We start from the raw sequence: 20,512 nt of genomic DNA, 5'->3' as shown, positions 1-20,512 counted from the left end.
CCCTACACTCGACGGCATGAAGTCACAGCGGCTCGGGATGCTCAGCCTCCGGCTCGATGCTCTGTACTGCCTGGTCCTGGGGTCCCTCGTGGCCCTCACCGCACCCGCGACCGAGTCCGCCGTCCCGCTGCCCCTGCCGCTGATCGTCGCCGTCGGGGCCGCCGTCGTCCTGTGGGCGGGTCTGGTGGAGTGGATGCGGGCGAAGCTGCCGCAACCGGTCGCCCTGCGGATCGTGTTGACCGCCAACATCGCGGCGACCGTGCTCGTCGGCGCGCTGGCGGTGGCCGCCGTCCCCGTGCTCGCGGTGCTGGTGATCCTGACCGTCGCCGTCGATATCGCGCTGTTCGCCGGCAGCCAGGCGATCGCGCTCACCAGGCTGCGTACCGCGGCCTGACCCGCGCCGGCAGCCACCGGCGCGGGTCCCGTCACGCGTTACGGACGTCGGACGCCGAGCCGGTGCTCGGTCGTCAGGTCCTTCTTGTCGAGCCGCGCGTCGAACTTCGCGAGCGGCTTCGCCTTCTCCGGGTCCGCCTGGACGGCGGCCGGGGCGACGCCCGCCCAGCGCAGGATCGCCGCGGTGGCGGTGGCGTTCTCCGCCGGAGCCAGACCGGCGACGTTCGAGCCGTGGTTGCCGCCGGGCACCGTGAAGACATAGCTGTCACGGGCGCCCTTGCCGAGCCGGAAGCGCTCGGCACCCCACGGGTCGTTCTCCCCGTACACGTACAGCATGTGGCTGGCGTGGTTCTTCACCCAGGTGTCGACGTCGCGCATCACCGAGGGCTGGAACTTCATCGGGATGGAGCTCGGCACGAAGTTGCGCGGCGGCTGGTAGCCGTACCGGCTCAGCTTGCCGAGCCAGGGCTGCTTGATGTCGGGCGAGCCGAGCTGGGTACCCGCCTGGTAGTAGTACGGCGTGTAGTTCGCCAGGCCCTGGTCCGCGTAGGCGGAGAAGCCGGAGATCGAGTCGATCGAGTCCCAGATCGCCTGGTCGGTGGCGCTCGCGGCGTCGGCCGGAATGGTGTCGCAGTCGGCGAGCAGGCTGTACTGCCAGTACGCCCAGATGTAGTCCATGACCACGGCCTCGTAGGCCTTGTCGAGGGTGCCGACGGTGGTGAAGGTGTAGCCGTTGTCGGCGGCGTACTGCTCGTACTTCTCCTCCAGCGGCTCCCGGCGGACCAGCGCCTCGCGCTGCACGCCCTCCAGCCTGGTGCGGCACTCCTTGGTGCCGACGCCGGCGAAGAACCGGTCGTACGCCGAGTCCTCCTTGTTGACCACGTCGTTGGGCGCGACGTAGGCGACGACGCCGTCCATGTCCTTCGGGTAGAAGCGCTCGAAGTACGTGGCGGTCATGCCGCCCTTGGAACCGCCGGTGGTCAGCCAGTTCTTGGAGTAGATCTGCTTCAGCGCGGTGAAGACCCGGTGCTGGTCACTGGCGGCCTGCCAGATGTCGAGCTTGGACCAGTCGGCGGGCGAGGGACGCGACGGGGTGAAGAACCGGTACTCCAGCGAGACCTGGTTGCCGTCGACGATCCTGGTCGGCTCCGAGCGGCTGGGGTTGGTGGAGACGTTGTAGCCGCTGGTGTAGAAGACCGTCGGGCGTGAGGTGTCCTTGTGCAGCAGGGTGATGCGCTGCTGGAACGTGCCCTTGGACGGGTGCCGGTGGTCGACCGGCTGGGTGTAGTTGAGAACGAAGTAGCGGTATCCGGCGGCCGGCTTCTCCTCGATGAGACTCATGCCCGGGATGGCCAGGATGCGGTCCTTGATGTCCGTGCTCGTACCGCTGTCACTGACGGCGGAACGGACCGCGACCGGTTCTGCGGCGGTGGCCGCACCGGCCGGGGCCCCCGTCGCGCTCACTGTGCCGATGAGCACCGCAAGCGGCAGGAACCCTCTGAGCGCCTTACGCATTCACCCTCCCCATGATTCACAACAGACGTCGCGAACCTAGCGGGGCGATACCCGTACCGCCAGACCCTGTTGCCCGGGCATGCGCTCGTGTCGCCCGGTCAGCACAGGATCCAGGCCGTGGTGCCCGTCTTCCCGGAGATCGTGCCCGAGGCCCGGACACAGCGGTTCAGCGCGTGGACGGTCACCGGTCCGGCCTGCTGTGTGAAGGAGCCGCTGTCGACGACGGGCCGGCCGCCGCGGGCCTGGATCTGTACGGACATCCGCCGGCGCTTGCCCGGCTTGGCCGCGACGGCGGTGGCGCAGGCGTAGTCGCGGGTCCGGTAGACGCGGAGCTCTCCCGTCGAGAACTTCACCGTCTTCGCGGGCCGTCCGGCACACACCGAGGCGGCATCGGCACTGCTCGCCTCCACACCGCCGACGACGAGCCCGAGGGCCGTCGTCAGGACGAGGGCGAGCAGGCGGCACGGGACCCCGCGCCGTATGCGCCCGCCGTGTCTTTCGGTTCCTCTGGTCACCAGCAGCCCCATCGCCTCATCGAACGTCCACGCCCCTACCCGACACATGAGCGCACACACGTGTATCTGCGTACGACGCGGGGCCCCCTTTGGCGGTTGCGGTTGCCGTTGCGGTTGTCCGGGGCGAGGGTTCCGTCCTCAAACGCCGGACGGGCTTGGGTGCGGGTCCCCCGCGGGGTGCGCCCCTGCCCGGTGGGTGGGGGTGGGGGCCCTCCGGGGAGACTCCTCAAAAATGGCGTGTGCACCCGACAACGAACAGACACCCGGGTCGTACGCCATTTTCTGCGGGGACTCCCCTGCACGCCCCCACCCTGCATCACCTGCGTCTGCACACCGGCCCTGATGACTGCCGCAGACGCACGACGGCCGGGTCCGGGGCCGTGCAGGGGAGTCCCCGCAGGACGACGAACATCGACCCGGGTCCATCGCGTACCCGCGGAACGTTCGTCGTCCGAGGAGACGCCCCGGAGGGGCCCCGGACCCCCACCCACCGGGCAACGGCGCAACGCCCGCGGGGCACCCGCACCAAGCCCGTCCGGCGATTGAGGACGGAACCCCCGCCCCGGACAACCGCACCGGGGTGACCCGTCACACCCCCGCGGGCTCGTCCTCCCCTATGAAGGTGCGCCACAGCACCGCGTAGCGCCCGTCCAGGGCGAGGAGTTCGTCGTGGGTGCCGTCCTCGACGACCCGGCCGTGGTCCATCACCACGACCCGGTCGGCGCGGGCGGCGGTGGTGAGACGGTGGGCGACGACGAGGGTGGTGCGCCGGCCCGCGATGCGGTCGGTCGCCTGGTTGACCAGGGCCTCGCTGGCGAGGTCCAGGGACGCGGTGGCCTCGTCGAGCAGCAGGATGTCCGGGTCGACGAGCTCGGCGCGGGCGAGCGCGATCAGCTGGCGCTGGCCGGCCGAGAGGTTGCGGCCCCGTTCGGCGACCGTGTGGAGGTAGCCGTCCTCCAGGGTGGCGATCATGTCGTGCGCGCCGACCGCCCGGGCCGCCGCCTCCACCTCGGCGTCGGTGGCCTCCGGCCGCCCGTACGCGATGGCGTCACGGACCGTGCCGGCGAAGAGGTACGCCTCCTGCGGTACGACCCCGAGCCGGTGCCGGTACGCGGTCATGTTCAGCGCGCGCAGGTCGGTGCCGTCCGCGGTGACCCGGCCGCCCGTCGGATCGTAGAAGCGGGCGACGAGCTTGACGAGGGTGGACTTGCCCGCGCCGGTCTCGCCGACGAACGCGACCGTCTGACCGGCCGGGATGTGCAGGTCGATGCCGGTGAGCGCGGCCTCCTCGCCGCTGTACGCGAAGGACACGTCCTCGAACGCGATCTCGCCGCGCAGCGACTTCACGTCCAGCGGTTCGTCGCGGTCGGCGGTGGAGGCCGGTTCCTGGAGGAGTTCCTGGATACGGCCGAGGGAGACGGTGGCCTGCTGGTAGCCGTCGAAGACCTGCGAGAGCTGCTGCACCGGCGCGAAGAACAGGTCGATGTAGAGCAGGTAGGCGACCAGCGCACCCGTGGTGAGCGTGCCGTTGTCGACCCGGCCCGCGCCGACGATCAGCACGGCGGCGGCGGCCACCGCCGACAGCAGCTGGACGAACGGGAAGTACACCGAGATCAGCCACTGGCCGCGGACCCGGGCCTCGCGGTAGTGGTCGCTGCGCGCGGCGAACCGCTCGGCGCCGTCCCGCTCGCGGCGGAAGGCCTGCACGATCCGGAGGCCGGAGACGGACTCCTGGAGGTCGGCGTTGACGACGCCGATGCGCTCACGGGCCAGCTCGTACGCCTTGACGCTCTTGCGGCGGAAGAAGAACGTACCGACGACGAGCAGCGGCAGCGTCGCGAACACGACCAGGGCCAGCTCCACGTCGAGGACCAGCAGCGCGACCATGATGCCGAAGAAGGTGACGACGGAGACGAAGGCCGTGACCAGGCCGGTCTGGAGGAACGTGGACAGGGCGTCCACGTCGGTCGTCATCCGGGTCATGATCCGGCCGGTCAGCTCGCGCTCGTAGTAGTCCAGGCCGAGGCGCTGGAGCTGCGCGAAGATCTTCAGCCGCAGGGAGTAGAGCACCCGCTCGCCGGTGCGGCCCGTCATCCGGGTCTCGCCGACCTGGGCCGCCCACTGCACGAGTACGACGACGAGGCCGAAGGCGGAGGCGGTCCAGACCGCGCCGAGCGCGAGCTGGGTGACGCCCTCGTCGATGCCGTTCCTGATCAGTACCGGCAGGAGCAGGCCCGCTCCGGCATCCACGGCCACCAGCGCCAGGCTGACCAGCAGCGGCAGCCCGAAGCCGCGCAGCAGCCTGCGGAGCCCGTAGGACTCCTCGGCATGCACGGCGCGGGCCTCGTCGATGTCCGGGGTGTCGGTCGCCGGGGGCAGGGCCTCGACCTGGGCGAGGAGCTCGGGGGTGGCGGGGGTGCCGGCCGCGTCGGTCTCGCGTGCCCCCTCCTTGCGGACCCACAGCTCGGGGGTGATGCCGCGCTCGGCGTCGAACTCGGCGTCGATCTCCTCCTGGAGCGCACGGTCGTCGGCGGGGTCCGGGGCGGCCTTGGTCAGCTGGTGGCCGGGCGAGGTGGCGCCCAGCTCGTCCGGGTCGGTGAGCAGGCGCCGGTAGAGCGCGGAGCGGCGCTCCAGCTCCTCGTGGGTGCCGATGTCGGCGAGCCGGCCGTTCTCCAGGACGGCGATCCGGTCGGCGAGGTTCAGGGTGGAGCGGCGGTGAGCGATCAGCAGGGTCGTGCGGCCTGCCATGACCTGGCGCAGCGCCTCGTGGATCTCGTGCTCGACGCGGGCGTCGACGGCGGAGGTGGCGTCGTCGAGGAGGAGCAGCCTGGGGTCGGTGAGGATGGCGCGGGCGAGCGCGACGCGCTGGCGCTGGCCGCCGGAGAGGGTGAGCCCGTGCTCGCCGACCGTGGTGTCGTAGCCGTCGGGCAGCTCGGCGATGAACCGGTCGGCCTGGGCGGCGCGGGCTGCCTGCTCGATCTGTTCGTCGGTGGCGCCGGGGAGGCCGTAGGCGATGTTGGCGCGGATGGTGTCGGAGAACAGGAAGCTGTCCTCCGGTACGAGTCCGATGGCGGCCCGCAGCGAGTCGAGGGTCAGTTCGCGGACGTCGTGTCCGCCGACGAGGACGGCGCCGTGCGTCACGTCGTAGAACCGGGGCAGCAGCAGCGAGACGGTGGACTTGCCGCTGCCGGACGCGCCGACGACGGCGACGGTCTCGCCGGGTTCGATGGTCAGCGAGAAGCCGTCGAGGACGGGGCGGTCCTTGTCGTAGCCGAACCGTACGTCCTCGAACTCGACGCCGACCGGGATGTCGGCCGGGAGCTCCTTGGTGCCGTCCTGGAGGGACGGCTCGGTGTCGATCAGTTCCAGTACGCGCTCCACACCGGCGCGGGCCTGCTGGCCGACGGTGAGGACCATGGCGAGCATCCGGACCGGGCCGACGAGCTGGGCGAGGTAGGTGGAGAACGCCACGAAGGTGCCGAGGGTGATCTCGCCGCGGGTGGCGAGCCAGCCGCCGAGGGCCAGCATCGCGACCTGGCCGAGGGCGGGGACGGCCTGGAGGGCGGGGGTGTAGCGGGAGTTCAGCCGTACGGTGCGCAGCCGGCCGGCGAAGAGCCGGCGCCCGACCTCGCGCAGCTTGCCGGTCTCCTGGTCCTCCTGCCCGAAGCCCTTGACGACACGGACGCCGGAGACGGCTCCGTCGACGACTCCGGCGACGGCCGCGGCCTGCGACTGGGCGTACCAGGTGGCGGGGAAGAGGCGGGTGCGGGAGCGGCGGGCGATGAACCAGAGGGCGGGGGCGACGGCGATGGCGACGAGGGTGAGCAGCGGCGAGAGCCACGCCATGATCACCAGGGAGATGAGGAAGAGCAGGACGTTCCCGATGGTCATCGGGAGCATGAACAGCAGGCTCTGGATCAGCTGGAGGTCGCTGGTGGCGCGGCCGACGACCTGGCCGGTGGAGAGCTCGTCCTGGCGCCGGCCGTCGAGGCGGGTGATCGTCCCGTACATCTCGGTCCGCAGGTCGTGCTGGACGTCGAGGGCGAGCCGGCCGCCGTAGTAGCGGCGGATGTAGGTGGAGACGTACACAAGCGCGGCCGCGACGATCAGCAGTCCCGTCCAGACGGCCAGGGAGCGGGTGTGGCCGACGACCACGTCGTCGATGATCACCTTGGTGACCAGCGGGACGAGGGCCATCACGGCCATTCCGGCGAGCGACGAACCGAGCGCCAGCAGCACGTTGCGCCGGTAGCGCCAGGCGTAACCGCTCAGCCTCCGCGCCCAGCCACGGGGCTGCCCGCCGCTTCCTTGCTCCCCTGCGTCCGACACCCGGTGCCTCCCGATCGACCTGCCCTGCCGGAAGGCACCAACGCGGTGGGCTGCGGATTTCATCCCGCTGCAACAAATACGGGACCTTGGGCGTAGGTCCTTTCGTGCGGATCCGGCCGGGCCGGCTTCCCCTGTGCGGGTCTGTACGTCTAGGCCGGTTCAGTGGCGACCCGCGCAGGGCGGGCCGTGAGCCGCCCCAGATGGTGGAAGAACAGATTGAGCAGGACGGCCGACAGCGTGCCGAGCATGATGCCGCTCTCGAAGAGCACCTGGAGCTGCCGCGTGGGCATGTGCTCCGCAAACTGGGGATAGGCGGTGGGCAGGAACCCGATGCCGAGGCTCGCCGCGACCAGCACGGTGTTGCGGGCATCGGAGAGGTCGGCCTTGACGAGGATCTGCACGCCGACGACGGCGATCGTGGAGAACAGGACGATGGTCGCGCCGCCCAGCACGGCGGCGGGCATGGCCGCGACCACCGCACCCACCTTGGGCATCAGACCGAGGACCAGCATGAACACGCCGGCCGCTGCGACGATCCAGCGGGAGGTGACACGGGTCAGCCGCAGCAGTCCGACGTTCTGCGAGTAGACCGTGGTCGGGAAGGAGTTGATCAGCCCGGCCAGGACGGTCGCCAGTCCGTCGGCGCGCAGGGCGCGGGTGATGTCCCGTTCGTCGACCTCCCGTCCGGCTATCTCTCCCACAGCGAAGAACTGGCCGATGGACTCCACCGCGATGATCACGAGGACGAGGACGATCGCAAGGACGGCCATGACGTCGAAGCGCGGTGCGCCGTAGTGCAGGGGGGCCTGCATGCCGACCCAGTCGGCCTTGCCTATGCCGGAGAAGTCCGTACGCCCCACGGTCGCGGCCAGTGCCGTTCCGGCGGCGAGGCCCACGAGCACGGCGACGGAGGCGAGGAAGCCCTTGGCGAACCGGGACAGCACCACGATCACCGCCAGAGTGGCCCCGGCCAGGCCGAGATGCGCGGGGGTGCCGAAGTCGGCTGCGGAGGAGTCGCCGCCGCCGACCTGCCGCGCCGCGACTCCCATCAGGGTCACGCCGACGATGATCACGATGGTGCCGGTGACCAGCGGAGGGAAGAAGCGGATGAGCCGGCCGAACACGGGTGCGACAAGGAAGAGGACCACCCCCGCCGTGATCACCGCCCCGAAGACCGTGGGCAGTCCCGCCTTCCCGCCGCCCGCGGCGACACCGACCGATACCAAGGAGGGCACGGCCGCGGTCGACATGCCCTGGACGACGGGCAGCCGGATGCCGATGCCCGGCAGGCCGACCGCCTGCAGCAGCGTCGCGGCCCCGCAGGCCACCAGTGCGGTGTTGATCAGGGCCGCCGTGTCAGCAGCGGACAGCCCCATGCCCTGGGCCACCAGAAGCGGCATGACCACGGCACCCGCGTAGAACGCGAGGACGTGCTGCAGGCCCAGCACACCGAGCCGCCACCACTGCGGCACCGCCTCGACCGGGTCGGCGACAGTACCTCCGGCAGCCTTCCTGTCCTGCCCCTGCCCCTGTGCCGGTTGCGTGTGTGTGTCGGTCACGATGTCGCCACCCTTCTCCGCCGGTCCTGGTTCCCGTCACGCCACGGCTCGGTCAGAGCCCCGAAATCCGCCCGCCGCACCATGCGCTCCGCCCGCTCCCGGGCGTGCGCGGCCAGCGCCTCCTCGTCGACGCCCGGGCAGCGGCCGTTCTCGTACACGACGCGCCCGTCCACGAGCGTCATCACCACGTCCGCCGCACGGGCGGAGTAGACGAGCGCGGACACCGCCCGGTGTACGGGCTGCACGGCTGTTCCCGTCAGGTCCACGACCACCAGGTCGGCCGGCGAGCCCGGCCGGATCACCCCGCCGCCTTCGATACCCGCGTACCGGGCACCGTCGCGTGTCGCGGCCTCGATGGCCTCCTCGCACCGCACGGCCGATGGATCGAGCCTGCTCAGGCGCTGCCCGAACAAGGTCTGCTTCATCACCTCGAACATGTCCTGGCGACCGCCCGCGCTGGGGCCGTCCGTGCCGAGGGCCACCACCGCGCCCGCGTCGCGCAGGCCGCGCCAGGGCATCGCGCCGGAGGCCAGATAGGCGTTGGAGCAGGGGCAGTGGGCCACGCCCGCCCCGTACGCGCCGACCGCCTCGGTCTCCTCCTCGTCGAGCCACACCGCATGGGCCAGTGTGGTGTGCTCGTCCAGCAGGTCCTCCGCCGCCAACCAGGCGACCGGCCGTTTCCCGTGCCGGTCCAGGAAGCTCTGCGGGTCCTTGGCCCCCTCACTGCAGTGGGTGTGCCAGCGAACCCCGTGCTCGCGGGCGAGGGCAGCGGATCCGCGCACCAGGTCCCGGTCGCCGTAGGAAAGGTTCAGGGGAGCGGGCCAGACACGCACCCTGGACTCGGCGCCACGGGCGGCCATGCACTGGCGGGTGAGGTCGAGTTCCTGGTCGGTGCTGTAGCGGTAGAGGGCGGTCGGCAGGCCGCGCGCCTCCGCGACGGCGGTACGGTCGCCGAGCATGCCGCGGGCGACCGCCCCGCGCAGTCCGATCTCCTCGATCGCGTCGGCGACGGCCAGAACGGTCTCGGGGTCGCTGGGCGCGTAGTGGTGGTCCACGACCGTGGTGATGCCGGCTCGGGCGGCCTCCACGGCCCCCAGCCGGGCGGCGATCCGGGCGTCCTCGGAGTCGAGGTGAATGGCGTACGGCCACATGAACTCGTTCAGCCACCGCCCGATGGCCAGGCCGTCACCGATGCCCCGGGCCAGGCTCTGGAACAGGTGGGTGTGGGCGTCGGTGAAACCGGGCAGGACGGCGCTGCCACGGCAGTCGACGGTGCGGTGCGGCCGCCAGCGGGCGGCCAGGTCGGCGGTCGGGCCGACGTCGACGATGCGGTGGCCGTCGACGGCCACCGCCCCGTCGGGGTGAACGGTGCGCGCGTCATCGACGGTGACCACCTGGGCACCGGACAGCAGCAGCGTGCACGGACGTGGTGCGGACATGCGGGACCCCGCTTTCGTGCGTGGGTGTCGGAAGGGGCCGCCGTGGCCGCTCGCGCGAGCTGCCACGGCGGCGGAGGCCGCCTCTGCGGGCGGCCGCCCGTCAGCCGGCGAAGTTGGCGGCGATGCGCTGCCGCAAGTACTCCTCGGCGGTGATCGGCGCGTGGCGCCCGTCCGGCGCGGCGATCACCGCGTCCCGGTCGGCCTGCGCGAAGTAGGCGATGGAGTAGCGCGGCCCCTGGTCGTCCTGTGGACCGGGCGTGGCGACCCGGTGGAAATTGGACGGCAGGAGATCGCCGCTCCACCGCATGAGCATGTCGCCGATGTTGCAGGTGATGAGGTCGCCACGAGCCGGTACGGGCGTCCATGCGCGGCCGTCGGCCTCCTTGCCGGGGCACACCTGGAGACCGTCCTGCCCGTCGCGCTGGAAGAGCAGGGTCAGGCAGTCGAAGTCGGTGTGAGCTCCGGCGCGCCATCCGCCGTCCGCCTGACCGCGCTCCTGCTCGGGTACGGCGTAGTAGTGCAGGAGCCGCAGGGTGCTCTGGTGCAGGGGGCTCGCCGGATCATGCCGTCGGGCGAAGAAGTCACGTGCGAAGCCGAGGCGTTCGGCGAAGCAGGACAGCACCTGGTGGGCGACGGTGTGACAGCGGCGCTCGAAATCGAGCAGGGTCTCGCGGAATCCCGGCAGTTCGCCCTCGTCCGGCCACAGCCCGTCCATGTGCGGCCGGGTGAGCTGGTAGGACTCCTTCTCGTCCGGGGTACCGGTGGAGGGGCGTACCTGACTGCGGTACTCCCAGCCCGTGTTCAGACCCTTCTTGAGCGCGTTGCGGCTCTTGATGCCGACGGGCAGGTCGAAGTACGCCTCGGCTGCGCCGAACGCCGCGTCGATCTCGGCCGGGTCGAGGCCGTGCCCCGAGAGCTGGAAGAAGCCGATCTCGGTGGCGGCCTGCCACAACTCCGCGGTGATTTCGGCTCGGCGGGCCTCGAAGTCGGTCAGATCGACGACCCGGATGTCCCGGGCAGCAGTCGCGGTCCCGGTCGCGGCACCCATCCGCCGCTCCCGGTCGAGCTCCTGCTCGGCCCCGGTCTCCCGCTCGGCGGGCATGCTGTACGGCTCTGTGGTCAACGTGGTTCTCCCTCTTCGCGGCGTACGCGGCCGTCGAGCCGGTACGCGGGGGAACGAAGCGCGGTCACCGCCCCCGGCGCTTCCACCGGCCCGCACAGGGCGGACCGGGCACGCACGCGCCGGCCTTGCTGCCGGACGCGTCGTGAGCTTGCAGCCCCGGCGGGCGGATGAGCCTGTCGATCCCGGGAGCTGCGCGATACCGAGAGTCTTGCGCCCAGGTGTTACGGGAGAGCTACGGAAGGTGTCCCCTGCGTTAAAGCGGAGGAGCGGGGACCGGACCGGTGGGAGGAGCTTCACCCGCAGCCGGAGTGTGTCTCCTCCGGAGGTGTCTTCATGTGTGTGGCTTCCGGCCCCTGAGGTTCGGGGGGCGTGCCCACTGGGTTGCCCCGCGGACTGACGGAAGGTCGTACGCGCCGGGTGTCCGGCGTTCCCCGGCGGCCCGGGACGGGTAGGGATGACCTCCGCCGGTGGAATCGGGGAGGGACCATGTCGGACGCTCAGCCCACGGATGCCTATCGTTGTGGGCAGTTGTACGCGGCGTTGGCCGCGCTGGAGCGGCTCAGTGCGCCGAACGCGAAGGCCACGCTGGACCGGCCCGGTGCCCGGGCCACCGCGTCGAAGAACCCCCGGGGCGCGCTGAAGGACCATCTGGACCGGGTGGTGACGTACCTCATGCGCGCGCAGAACCAGCGCAGGGGGGAGGCGTCGGTGGCCATCTTCCGGTCCATACCCGACCTGCTGCCCCGCACCAGGGAGTTGCCCGGGTCACTGACGTCGGCGCAGCAGGAGGAGTTCTGCGACGGGTGGCACGCGCAGGTTCAGGCGCTCGATACCGCCCCGCGGTGATACGCACCCGTGCCCCGCGGCCGCCGCCCCGGGGCACGGCACGGCTCTACAGGTGCGTCGGCTCGAACATCCGCAGCAGCGCCGGGAGCACGACGACCGAGGGGCCGGGCTGTGCGAGGGCCTTGGCCAGGTCGTCGGTGAGCGTCTCGGGGCTCGTACGGACCGCGGGGACGCCGAAGGACTCGGCGAGGGCGACGAAGTCCGGGCGGGACAGTTCCGTCGCGCTGGTCTCTCCGAACGCGTCGGTCATGTACTCACGCAGGATGCCGTAGCCGCCGTCGTCGACGATCAGCCAGGTGACCGGGAGGTCGTACTGGCGGGCGGTGGCGAGTTCCGCGATCGAGTACATCGCGCCGCCGTCGCCGGAGACCGCGAGGACGGGCTTCGTGCGGTCGGCGGCGGCCGCACCGATGGCCGCCGGGAAGGCGTAGCCGAGGCCGCCCGAGCCCTGGGCCGAGTGCATGGTGTTGGGGTGGCGGGCGTCGAAGGCGGCCCAGGCCCAGTAGGCGAGGATCGTCATGTCCCAGAAGCTCGGGGACGTGTCCGGCAGGGCGGTCCGGATTCCGGCGATGAGGTGCTGTTCCAGGGTGCGTTCCTGGGCGGCGATCCGGTCCCGTACCCGCCCGAGCACCGCCGTGACGCGCTCGGCGGCGGCCGGGTCCTCGCGCGGGGTGACCGCTTCGAGGAGGTCGGACAGCGCGTCGCGGGCGTCGGCGTGGATGCCGAGGGCGGGGTGGTTGGCCTCCAGCTTCCCGGCGTCGGCCTCGATCTGCACGATGCGGCCGCGCGGGGCGAACGTGTAGTAGTTCGAGGAGAGCTCACCGAGTCCGGAGCCGACGACGAGCAGGACGTCGGCGTCCTCCAGGAAGTCCGTCGTGTGCCGGTCCTCGATCCAGGACCGGAGCGAGAGCGGGTGCTCCCACGGGAAGGCACCCTTGCCGCCGTAGGTGGTGACGACCGGGGCGCCGACCTTCTCCGCGAGGGCGCGCAGCTTGCCGGACGCGTCGGAGCGTACGACTCCGCCGCCCGCGACGATCGCCGGGCGCTCCGCGTTCGACAGCAGGTGCGCCGCGACCGCGATGAGCTCGGGGCGGGCGTGCACCTCGCGCGGGGTGGCGTCCATCGCCGTGACGACGGGCAGCGTCGTTTCGGCGGTGAGCACGTCCTCGGGGATCTCGATCCAGACCGGGCCGTGCGGGGCCGTGAGCGCGGACTCCCAGGCGGCGGCGATCGCGGACGGGATCTGCGAGGCGGTACGGACGGTGTGGACCGACTTCACGATGTCGCGGAACGACGCCTTCTGGTCGCGCAGCTCGTGCAGATAGCCGTGCCGGCCGCCGCCCAGGCCCGCGGTCGGGATCTGGCTGGAGATCGCCAGTACGGGAGCGGAGGCGGCCGCCGCCTCCTGGAGGGCGGCGAGCGAGGTGAGCGCGCCGGGTCCGGTGGACAGGAGGAGCGGGGCGACCTCGCCGGTGATGCGCCCGTAGGCGTCGGCGGCGAAGCCCGCGTTGTTCTCGACGCGCAGGCCGACGTAGCCGAGGGACGAGCGGCGCAGCGCGTCGAACATGCCCAGCGCGTGCTGTCCGGGCAGGCCGAAGACGGTGGTCGCGCCGAGGCCCTGGAGGGTCTCGACGACGAGGTCCCCGCCGTTGCGTCCGGGCGGGGGGTTCAGGGCGGCGGCGATCTGCCCGGGGGTGAGCTCGGGCCGCTCGTCGTGGTGGTCGTGACTCACTGCTGGCGGGCCTCCGCGATCTGTTCCTGGGCCTCCGTGGCCGGGTTCCGGGCCTCCGCGATCTGGCGGGTCATGATCGTCGTCAGTTCGTACGCGGTGTGCGAGGCGGCAACGGAGGTGATCTCGGCGTGATCGTACGCGGGGGCCACCTCGACCAGGTCGGCGGAGACCAGGTTGCAGGAGGACAGCCCGCGCACGATCTCCAGCAGCTCGCGGGAGGTGAGGCCGCCGGCCTCGGGGGTGCCGGTGCCGGGGGCGTGTGCCGGGTCCAGCACGTCGATGTCGATGGAGATGTACAGCGGCCGGTCCCCGATGCGCTGACGCAGCTGGTCGGCGATCTCGTCGACGCCGCGCCGCATCACGTCGGCGGAGGTGACGATGCCGAAGCCCATCTTGGCGTCGTCGGTGAGGTCCTGCTTGCCGTACAGCGGGCCGCGGGTGCCGACGTGGGAGAGCGCGGACGTGTCGAGGATGCCTTCCTCGACGGCCCGGCGGAACGGGGTGCCGTGGGTGTACTCGGCGCCGAAGTAGGTGTCCCACGTGTCGAGGTGCGCGTCGAAGTGGAGCAGCGCGACGGGGCCGTGCTTCTTGGCGACGGAGCGCAGCAGCGGCAGCGCGATGGTGTGGTCGCCGCCGAGCGTCATCAGACGGGCACCGGTTCCGAGGAGGTCGTCGGCCGCGGCCTCGATCGTCTCGACGGCCTCGTTGATGTTGAACGGGTTCGCCGCGATGTCCCCGGCGTCGGCGACCTGAGCGAGGGCGAACGGCGAGGCGTCCTGTGCCGGGTTGTACGGGCGGAGCAGCCGCGAGGCCTCCCGGATCGCGTTGCCGCCGAAGCGGGCGCCGGGCCGGTAGGAGACACCCGAGTCGAAGGGCACACCGACGACGGCGACGTCCGCCGTCCCGACCTCGTCGAGGCGGGGCAGCCGGGCGAACGTCGCGGGTCCGGCGTACCGCGGGACGCGGGAGGAGTCGACGGGGCCGCGCGGCGTCTCGTTGCTGCTCATGGGGTGGGTGACCTTTCCTTCGGTGCCTTCGGTTCCATCGATGACGCGCTGGTTCGAGTGTGCCGGAACCCTCACCACGGCACGGAAACAGGCGTACGGGTCCGCTGATGACGCTAGGCGGCCCGACGGCAACCCTGAAGTGTATGTTTCATCCATTCTTGCCTCGCTGAACGGATGAACCATCCATGCCCGACGTCTCCAAGGGACCGCCCACCCCGCCCGGCTCCCCCGCCGGACCGCCGACCCCTCCCGTACCGCTGGCCGGGCTGCTGGCCGTGGAGGAACTCGGGCTCCGCAGGATCGCGGGGCCGGCCGACGCCGAGCTGCTGTGGGTGCACACCTCGGAGATGGCGGACCCGTACCCGTACCTCCTCGGCGGCGAGCTGCTGCTGACCGCCGGGGTGCTGCTCACGGACCCGGACACCTATGTGGCCCGGCTGGTGGAGGCGGGGGCGGCGGCGCTCGGTTTCGGGGTGCGGCCGGTGCATGACACCGTGCCGCCGGCACTGATCGCGGCGTGCGACCGCCACGGGCTGCCGCTGGTGGAGGTGGGGCCCGGGACCCCGTTCACCGCGATCGCGCGGGCGGTGTGGGGCCTGATGGCCGAGGCCCGCCACCGTGAGCTGCGCCGGGTGACCCGGGCTCAGCAGGCCCTGGCGACTGCGGCGGCCCGCCCGGACCCGATTCCGGCGGTGCTGCACCAGCTGGCGGTCCGACTGCCGGGGCGGGCGGCCCTGCTCACGGCCGACGGCGAGGAGCTGCACGCGGCGGGCCGGCCGCCGTCCCCGGAGGTCCGGGCGGCGCTGGCCAGGCTCTCCCGGGTGGTCTCCCCCGCCGTCCACTCCGCCCCCACCTCGGCCACCGACACCCTGGGCCCCGCCCACCTGTCCGCGTACGCGCTGGGCGGCGGGCAGGGGCTGGCGCTGACCGTGGCGACGGACCACCGCGAGCCGGGCGACCACACCATCGCCGGGATCGCGGTCGTCCTGCTCTCCCTGCTGGCCGCCCCGCACCAGGGCGCCGACGCGGCGGGCCGCTCGGCGGCGCTGGTCCGGCTGCTGCTGGGCGCGGCCCCGGCGGACGTCGCGCCACTGCTGGGCGGCGACGGGCGGTGGACGGTGGTGCACGCGCGCCGCACCGGCGGCGAAGCGGTGGACCCGCTCACGGCGGGCGCACTCGGCGCCGCCCTGGGCTCGGCCCTCGTGGACGCGGGCCGAGGCGCCGAGGCGGTACGGGTCCTGGTCCCCGGCGGCGACCCGATCACCCCGCAGCCGGGCTGGACACTCGGCGCCTCGGCCCCCGCCCCGGCCGACGCCCTGGACGCCGCCGACACCCAGGCCGCCCGCGCACTCGGCCGGGCGCGGGCGACCCGCACCCCACTGACGGTGGACGCGCCGCTCACCGGCCTCGCCGCCCTGCTCCCGCCCGGCCCGGCGGCCGACCGCGCCCGCGCCCTCCTCGCCCCGCTCACCGCCCCGCTCGTCGAGACCCTGCGCTGCTGGCTCTCCCTGCACGGCAGCTGGGACCGTACGGCGGTGGCCCTGTCCGTCCACCGCAATACCGTCCGCCAGCGCATCGCGCGGTGCGGGGTGTTGCTGGGGGTGGACCTGGACGACATGGACGTGCGTACGGAGTTGTGGCTCGCTCTGCGCCAGGAGTGAGCCCGCACACGGCTCGGCGTACGTCCCGATCCGGGCACCCTCTGCCTGACGCAAGTGGGTTCACGTCCCCCGCTCACACAGGTGGTGGACAAGGGCCCGCGGGTCCGGTCACGCCTACAGGGATCCGAAGCAGAGCGGCTTGCTCATCAACCAAGCGAGGACCTGGTGGGGAAGATTGAAGACCTGGACGAGTCGCCAGATCAGATCGATTTCACGTTCAGTTTCTCCCTGCACCGAATTCCCCCTCGGCATCGAATCCGAATACCTCCCCCATCACCTCCTCCAGCGCACCTGGATCGGCGGATTCCCCACCTGACCCGACCACCATCGATCCAAGGACCAGATGACGAACGTCAGCGTCCAACAGTCCGCCACGCTTCTCTCCGCAAGCCCGGGCGACAAGCCAAACCCTTTGAACCAATGCCCTGTTGAGCAGCCTTGACCAGGGCCCTCCCGCGCCGTCCGGCGCATCTCGCGAGAGTGTCGGAGGCACCGCCTAAGGTTCGTCCCATGAGTTCTTCCTTGAGCGTCTACCTGTTGGATGTGGCCGCTACGCGCGCCCTGGTCGGATCCCGCGATGACCAATTGCTGAACGTGATACGCGCCGAATTCGGGGACGATCTGACCCGCGACGACGACTACCACAGTTACGCGATCGAGCAGGGCTCCCCCACGGCCGACGAGGCACTCTCCGCAGTCATCCACGGGGGCCCCTTCAGCGAGAAGCGGGACCACGCCTTCCAGTACAGCTACGCCTACCAGCGAATATGCTCACTCACCGGCGCTTTCCTGCCCAACGACTGCTTCACACCGCACAAAGGCGACTGGCTGTCCGTCGTCGACCAGGGTCTGGAGGCCCTGGGTATCACCGCTGTGTCCGTGGATGCCTTCAGCCACAGCGGTCCTCCGGCTCCGCTGCCCTACACCTACACACCGGGCTGCGGCGAGTGGGCTCCCGAACACATCGCCCAAGCGCTGCAGCAGTTCGAGGCCACCAAACGCGCGGTCGACGAATCAGGCCAAGCGCCGCCGCTGGAGCCCGAAGTCCTGGAGGCTGCCATGCAGTGCCTCACCTGGATGCGGCGTGCGGAAGCCCTGCCGGGCTTCGGCGTTATCGGCTTCCGTTCCTGAAGCCGAGGCACGGCTCGGGCAACGGGAGGCGCCTGCCTTCTCCACCGAACAGCCGGCACCCAGTAACGCGCCTCAAGCCCTTCGCGCCTCCCACTCGAGAGTTGAGAGTGATGTTTGCGCCCCAACTCCCCTTGCCCTAGAGCGCGGTCGAGCATCTAACGTCCCCCTCATGACCACACCTCAGCACAGGATCGGATCGGGCTTCGGCGCCCGCAGCACCGCGGACGACGTCCTGAACGGGATCGACCTGTCCGGCAGCACCGCGATCGTCACCGGCGGCTACTCCGGGCTCGGCCTGGAGGCAACCCGCGCCCTGGCCGCTGCCGGAGCCCGCGTCATCGTCCCGGCCCGGCGGCGGGCGGTCGCTCAGGAGGCGGTCGCGGGCATCGACGGCGTGGAGACCGACGACCTCGACCTGTCCGACCTCGAAAGCGTCCGCGGGTTCGCCGAGCGGTTCCTGGCCTCGGGGCGCGACGTGGACATCGTGATCAACAACGCCGGGATCATGGCCTGCCCCGAGACGCGGGTCGGCCCGGGGTGGGAGGCGCAGTTCGCCACCAACCACCTCGGCCACTACGCCCTGATCAACCATCTCTGGCCGGCGCTCGCCCGGGGTGGCGCGCGCGTGGTCGCCGTGTCCTCCGGCGCCCACGGCATGGGTATGCGCTGGGACGACGTGCACTTCGAGCACGGCTACGACCGATGGGAGGCGTACGGGCAGGCGAAGGCGGCGAACGTGCTGTTCGCCGTGCACCTCGACGCACTCGGCCGCGACGCCGGAGTCCGGGCCTTCGCCCTGCATCCGGGCAGCATCCTCACTCCGCTCCAGCGCCACCTCGCAAAAGCGGACATGGTCGACGCGGGCTGGATCGACGAGAACGGCACCCCGACCGATCCCACCTTCAAGACGCCCGCTCAGGGCGCGGCAACGCATGTCTGGGCGGCGGCCTCCCCTCAGCTGACGGGCATGGGCGGCGTGTACTGCGAGGACTGCGACATCGCCGAGCCTGCCGTCGACGGCACGGAGGGCGGCGTGCACGCCCACGCGATCGATGCCGAACAGGCGGCCCGGCTTTGGGCGTTGTCGGCCGACCTCACGGGCGTCGATGCCTTCGCGGCGGCCCGGTGAGGGCTGCCCGGCAATCCGCGGGCTCCGGTGTGTACGACATGTAGCGTCGGCGTCATGAGACCGCCGAGTGGCACCACCACCGACCAGGCCCCGGCCGATCCGACCGCCACCGACGACGCGCTGGCCACCCAGCCCATCGGTTACTGGAGTGGCCTCGCCCATTCCGCCGTCACCCGGCACCTGCGTGACGCCATGGCCGGGATCGACGTCACGCAGCCGCAGTACTGGGTGTTGAACCGCGTGAATGGCGGTCCGGAGGCCCCGAGTCGCGAGGAGGTCGTCACTCAGCTGACTCCCCTCGCGGACGGGCCGCACGAGATCGCACGGGTCGTCGACCAGCTGCTCCACCGCGGCTGGCTGTCGGTCGACGCCGGGCATCGCATCCGCCTCACCGATGCCGGGGAGGCGGCCAGGGTGCAGGTGCGGGAGCTGGTGACCGGGCTGCGCGCCGTGGTCCACGACGGCATCAGTGACGAGGAGTACGTGGCCGCACTCAAGGTGCTGCGCAGGATGGTCGCCAACGTCGAGGGCGACGCGAGCTGAACGACCGGTTGCGGGAGGAACCTCAGTCACTCCTCCCGCAACCGCACCTCCCGCATCAGCCAGGCCGCCAGGAAGATCACGGCCCCCAGCAGCGCGGCGCCCGCCAGCACCCCGTGCAGGCCTTCGGTGACCGCTGTCCGTACCGCGTCCCGGACCTCGTCCGGCATCCGGCGTACCGCCTCGGGCGTCCAGGCCGTACCGCCGTCGGGCATGCCGGCCGAGTGGAGCCGGCTCGTGTACACGGCGCCCAGCACCGCGATGCCCAGTGAGCTCCCGATCGTACGGACGAGGGTGGCGGTTCCCGTCGCGGCGCCCATGTCGCGCGGCGTCGCGCTGTTGATGGTGACGAGCAGCGTGCTCTGCATCAACAGGCCCATGCCCACGCCCAGTACGAGGGTCAGCGCGGAGGTCACCGCCGTGGGGGTGGTGGTGCCCGTCGTCAGCAGCGCGAGCGCGCCAGCGACTGTCAGTGCGCCGCCGAGAATGGGATAGGGACGGTAGCGGCCGCCGTTGGCGAGGAGCTTGCCGACCAGGAGTTGCGCGCCGAACATCCCCGCCATCAGCGGGAGCAGCAGCATGCCGCTGGCCGTCGAGGACGCGCCTCGTACGAACTGCATGTACTGCGGGAGATAGTTGGACGCCGCGAGCATGGCGGCGCCGGCCAGGAACGTGAGCACCTGGGCGATCGTGAAGTTGCGGTCGGCGAACAGCCGGGGCGGGATGATCGGTTCGGCGGCGCGGCGCTCGACGCGGGCGAACCAGGCCAGTGCGGCGACGCCGGTCGCGCCGAGGCCGAGGATCTGCGGTGAGGACCAGGCGTACGTCGTGCCGCCCCAGCTGCCCAGCAGGGTGAGGGCCACGATGGCGGCGCAGAGCAGGCCGGCGCCCGCGTAGTCGATCTGCGCCTTGACCCGCTCGGTGTGCAGGCGCAGGCGCAGCCCGACGACGAGCAGGGCGAGCGCGCCGATGGGGATGTTGACGTAGAAGACCCAGCGCCAGTTCAGCTGGTCGGTGAGGAAGCCGCCGAGCAGCGGCCCGCCGACCAGGGCGACGGGCATCATGGCCCCGATCATCGCCTGTGAACGGCCCGCCTGGGAGGGCGGCAGCATGACGCCGATGATGGAGATGGCGCCGACCATGAGGCCGCCCGCGCCCAGCCCCTGCACGGCGCGGAAGGCGATGAGCTGGCCCATGTCCTGGGCGAGCCCGGAGAGTACGGAGCCCGCGAGGAAGACCGTGATCGACCAGATGAAGCTGCCCTTGCGTCCGTACAGGTCACCGAGCTTGCCCCAGAGGGGCGTGGAGAGGGAGGCGGTGAGCAGGTAGGCCGTCACCACCCAGGACAGGTGGTCGAGGCCGCCCAGGTCGCCGACGATCGTGGGCAGTGCGGTGCCGACGATCGTGCCGTCGAGCAGGCCGAGCATCAGACCGAGGAGAAGGCCGAACAGGACGAGTTTCGACGGGCCTGCGCTCTCGTCGGCGGGTGGTGGCGCCGCCTCGGGTTCCGGCTCCGGCTCCGGCTCCGGCTCCGGCTCCGGGCGGTCGTGTGTGTCCTTCGTGTACTGGCTCATGGTGGCTCCCGCATGCGTG

Annotated in this window: 15 protein-coding genes; 6 read left to right on the top strand and 9 right to left on the bottom strand. The window is 71.6% G+C overall.

Annotation, left to right across the window (positions count from 1 at the left end):
* Positions 1 to 16 precede the first annotated feature (16 nt).
* A complete protein-coding gene (locus tag OG912_RS23215; RefSeq protein ID WP_327711090.1) occupies positions 17 to 394 on the top strand; it encodes a hypothetical protein in 378 nt (125 codons plus the stop codon).
* Positions 395 to 432: 38 nt separating this feature from the next.
* Here the strand turns inward: OG912_RS23215 and OG912_RS23210 are convergent, their stop codons facing one another.
* The 6 genes from OG912_RS23210 to OG912_RS23185 all read right to left on the bottom strand — a co-directional run bounded on the left by OG912_RS23210 (position 433) and on the right by OG912_RS23185 (position 10,852).
* Complete coding sequence (locus OG912_RS23210; protein ID WP_327711089.1) at positions 433 to 1,908, bottom strand: S28 family serine protease; 1,476 nt, start codon at positions 1,906 to 1,908, stop codon at positions 433 to 435.
* A gap of 98 nt (positions 1,909 to 2,006) precedes the next feature.
* Positions 2,007 to 2,423, bottom strand: a complete 417-nt coding sequence (locus OG912_RS23205; RefSeq protein ID WP_327711088.1) for a hypothetical protein — start codon at positions 2,421 to 2,423, stop codon at positions 2,007 to 2,009.
* 588 nt (positions 2,424 to 3,011) lie between these two features.
* A complete protein-coding gene (locus OG912_RS23200) occupies positions 3,012 to 6,752 on the bottom strand; it encodes an ABC transporter ATP-binding protein (protein ID WP_327711087.1) in 3,741 nt (1,246 codons plus the stop codon).
* Between the two features lie 149 nt (positions 6,753 to 6,901).
* Positions 6,902 to 8,311, bottom strand: a complete 1,410-nt coding sequence (locus OG912_RS23195; RefSeq protein ID WP_443061010.1) for a nucleobase:cation symporter-2 family protein — start codon at positions 8,309 to 8,311, stop codon at positions 6,902 to 6,904.
* Positions 8,308 to 9,750, bottom strand: coding sequence for an amidohydrolase family protein (locus tag OG912_RS23190; RefSeq protein WP_327711086.1), 1,443 nt, complete (start codon positions 9,748 to 9,750; stop codon positions 8,308 to 8,310). The genes OG912_RS23195 and OG912_RS23190 overlap by 4 nt, the downstream gene beginning before the upstream one ends.
* A 100-nt stretch (positions 9,751 to 9,850) precedes the next feature.
* Positions 9,851 to 10,852, bottom strand: a complete 1,002-nt coding sequence (locus tag OG912_RS23185; protein ID WP_327713515.1) for an isopenicillin N synthase family dioxygenase — start codon at positions 10,850 to 10,852, stop codon at positions 9,851 to 9,853.
* 507 nt (positions 10,853 to 11,359) lie between these two features.
* Between OG912_RS23185 and OG912_RS23180 the strand changes: the two genes are divergently transcribed.
* The gene (locus tag OG912_RS23180; RefSeq protein WP_327711085.1) at positions 11,360 to 11,719 is read left to right on the top strand and encodes a type I-C CRISPR-associated protein Cas8c/Csd1; all 360 of its coding nucleotides are present in this window, start codon (positions 11,360 to 11,362) and stop codon (positions 11,717 to 11,719) included.
* Positions 11,720 to 11,765: 46 nt separating this feature from the next.
* Here the strand turns inward: OG912_RS23180 and OG912_RS23175 are convergent, their stop codons facing one another.
* Both OG912_RS23175 and speB read right to left on the bottom strand, forming a co-directional pair.
* Positions 11,766 to 13,451 carry a thiamine pyrophosphate-binding protein gene (locus tag OG912_RS23175; protein ID WP_327711084.1) on the bottom strand — a complete coding sequence of 562 codons (1,686 nt, stop codon included), beginning with the start codon at positions 13,449 to 13,451 and terminating at the stop codon, positions 11,766 to 11,768.
* Positions 13,448 to 14,458, bottom strand: a complete 1,011-nt coding sequence (gene speB / locus OG912_RS23170; protein WP_326736271.1) for an agmatinase — start codon at positions 14,456 to 14,458, stop codon at positions 13,448 to 13,450. Before speB ends, OG912_RS23175 begins: the two co-directional genes overlap by 4 nt.
* Before the next feature lie 185 nt (positions 14,459 to 14,643).
* On the opposite strand from speB, the gene OG912_RS23165 reads away from it, so the two are divergent.
* From OG912_RS23165 to OG912_RS23150, 4 genes are all read left to right on the top strand, one after another.
* A complete protein-coding gene (locus OG912_RS23165) occupies positions 14,644 to 16,119 on the top strand; it encodes a PucR family transcriptional regulator (RefSeq protein WP_327711083.1) in 1,476 nt (491 codons plus the stop codon).
* 510 nt (positions 16,120 to 16,629) lie between these two features.
* On the top strand, positions 16,630 to 17,250 hold the full coding sequence (locus tag OG912_RS23160) for a DUF7691 family protein (protein WP_327711082.1): 621 nt from the start codon (positions 16,630 to 16,632) through the stop codon (positions 17,248 to 17,250).
* Between the two features lie 169 nt (positions 17,251 to 17,419).
* Positions 17,420 to 18,379 carry an SDR family NAD(P)-dependent oxidoreductase gene (locus OG912_RS23155; RefSeq protein WP_327711081.1) on the top strand — a complete coding sequence of 320 codons (960 nt, stop codon included), beginning with the start codon at positions 17,420 to 17,422 and terminating at the stop codon, positions 18,377 to 18,379.
* Positions 18,380 to 18,433: 54 nt separating this feature from the next.
* Positions 18,434 to 18,922 carry a MarR family winged helix-turn-helix transcriptional regulator gene (locus tag OG912_RS23150; protein WP_327711080.1) on the top strand — a complete coding sequence of 163 codons (489 nt, stop codon included), beginning with the start codon at positions 18,434 to 18,436 and terminating at the stop codon, positions 18,920 to 18,922.
* A gap of 26 nt (positions 18,923 to 18,948) precedes the next feature.
* On the opposite strand, the gene OG912_RS23145 is transcribed toward OG912_RS23150, so the two are convergent.
* Positions 18,949 to 20,493 (bottom strand): MDR family MFS transporter, encoded by a 1,545-nt coding sequence (locus OG912_RS23145; protein WP_327711079.1) that lies wholly within the window; start codon positions 20,491 to 20,493, stop codon positions 18,949 to 18,951.
* Between the last annotated feature and the right edge of the window lie 19 nt (positions 20,494 to 20,512).

The organism is Streptomyces sp. NBC_00464 (genome assembly GCF_036013915.1).
Taxonomy (GTDB): domain Bacteria; phylum Actinomycetota; class Actinomycetes; order Streptomycetales; family Streptomycetaceae; genus Streptomyces.
Note: the sequence above shows the minus strand (reverse complement) of the source record. Positions and strands in the feature narration are given on the sequence as shown.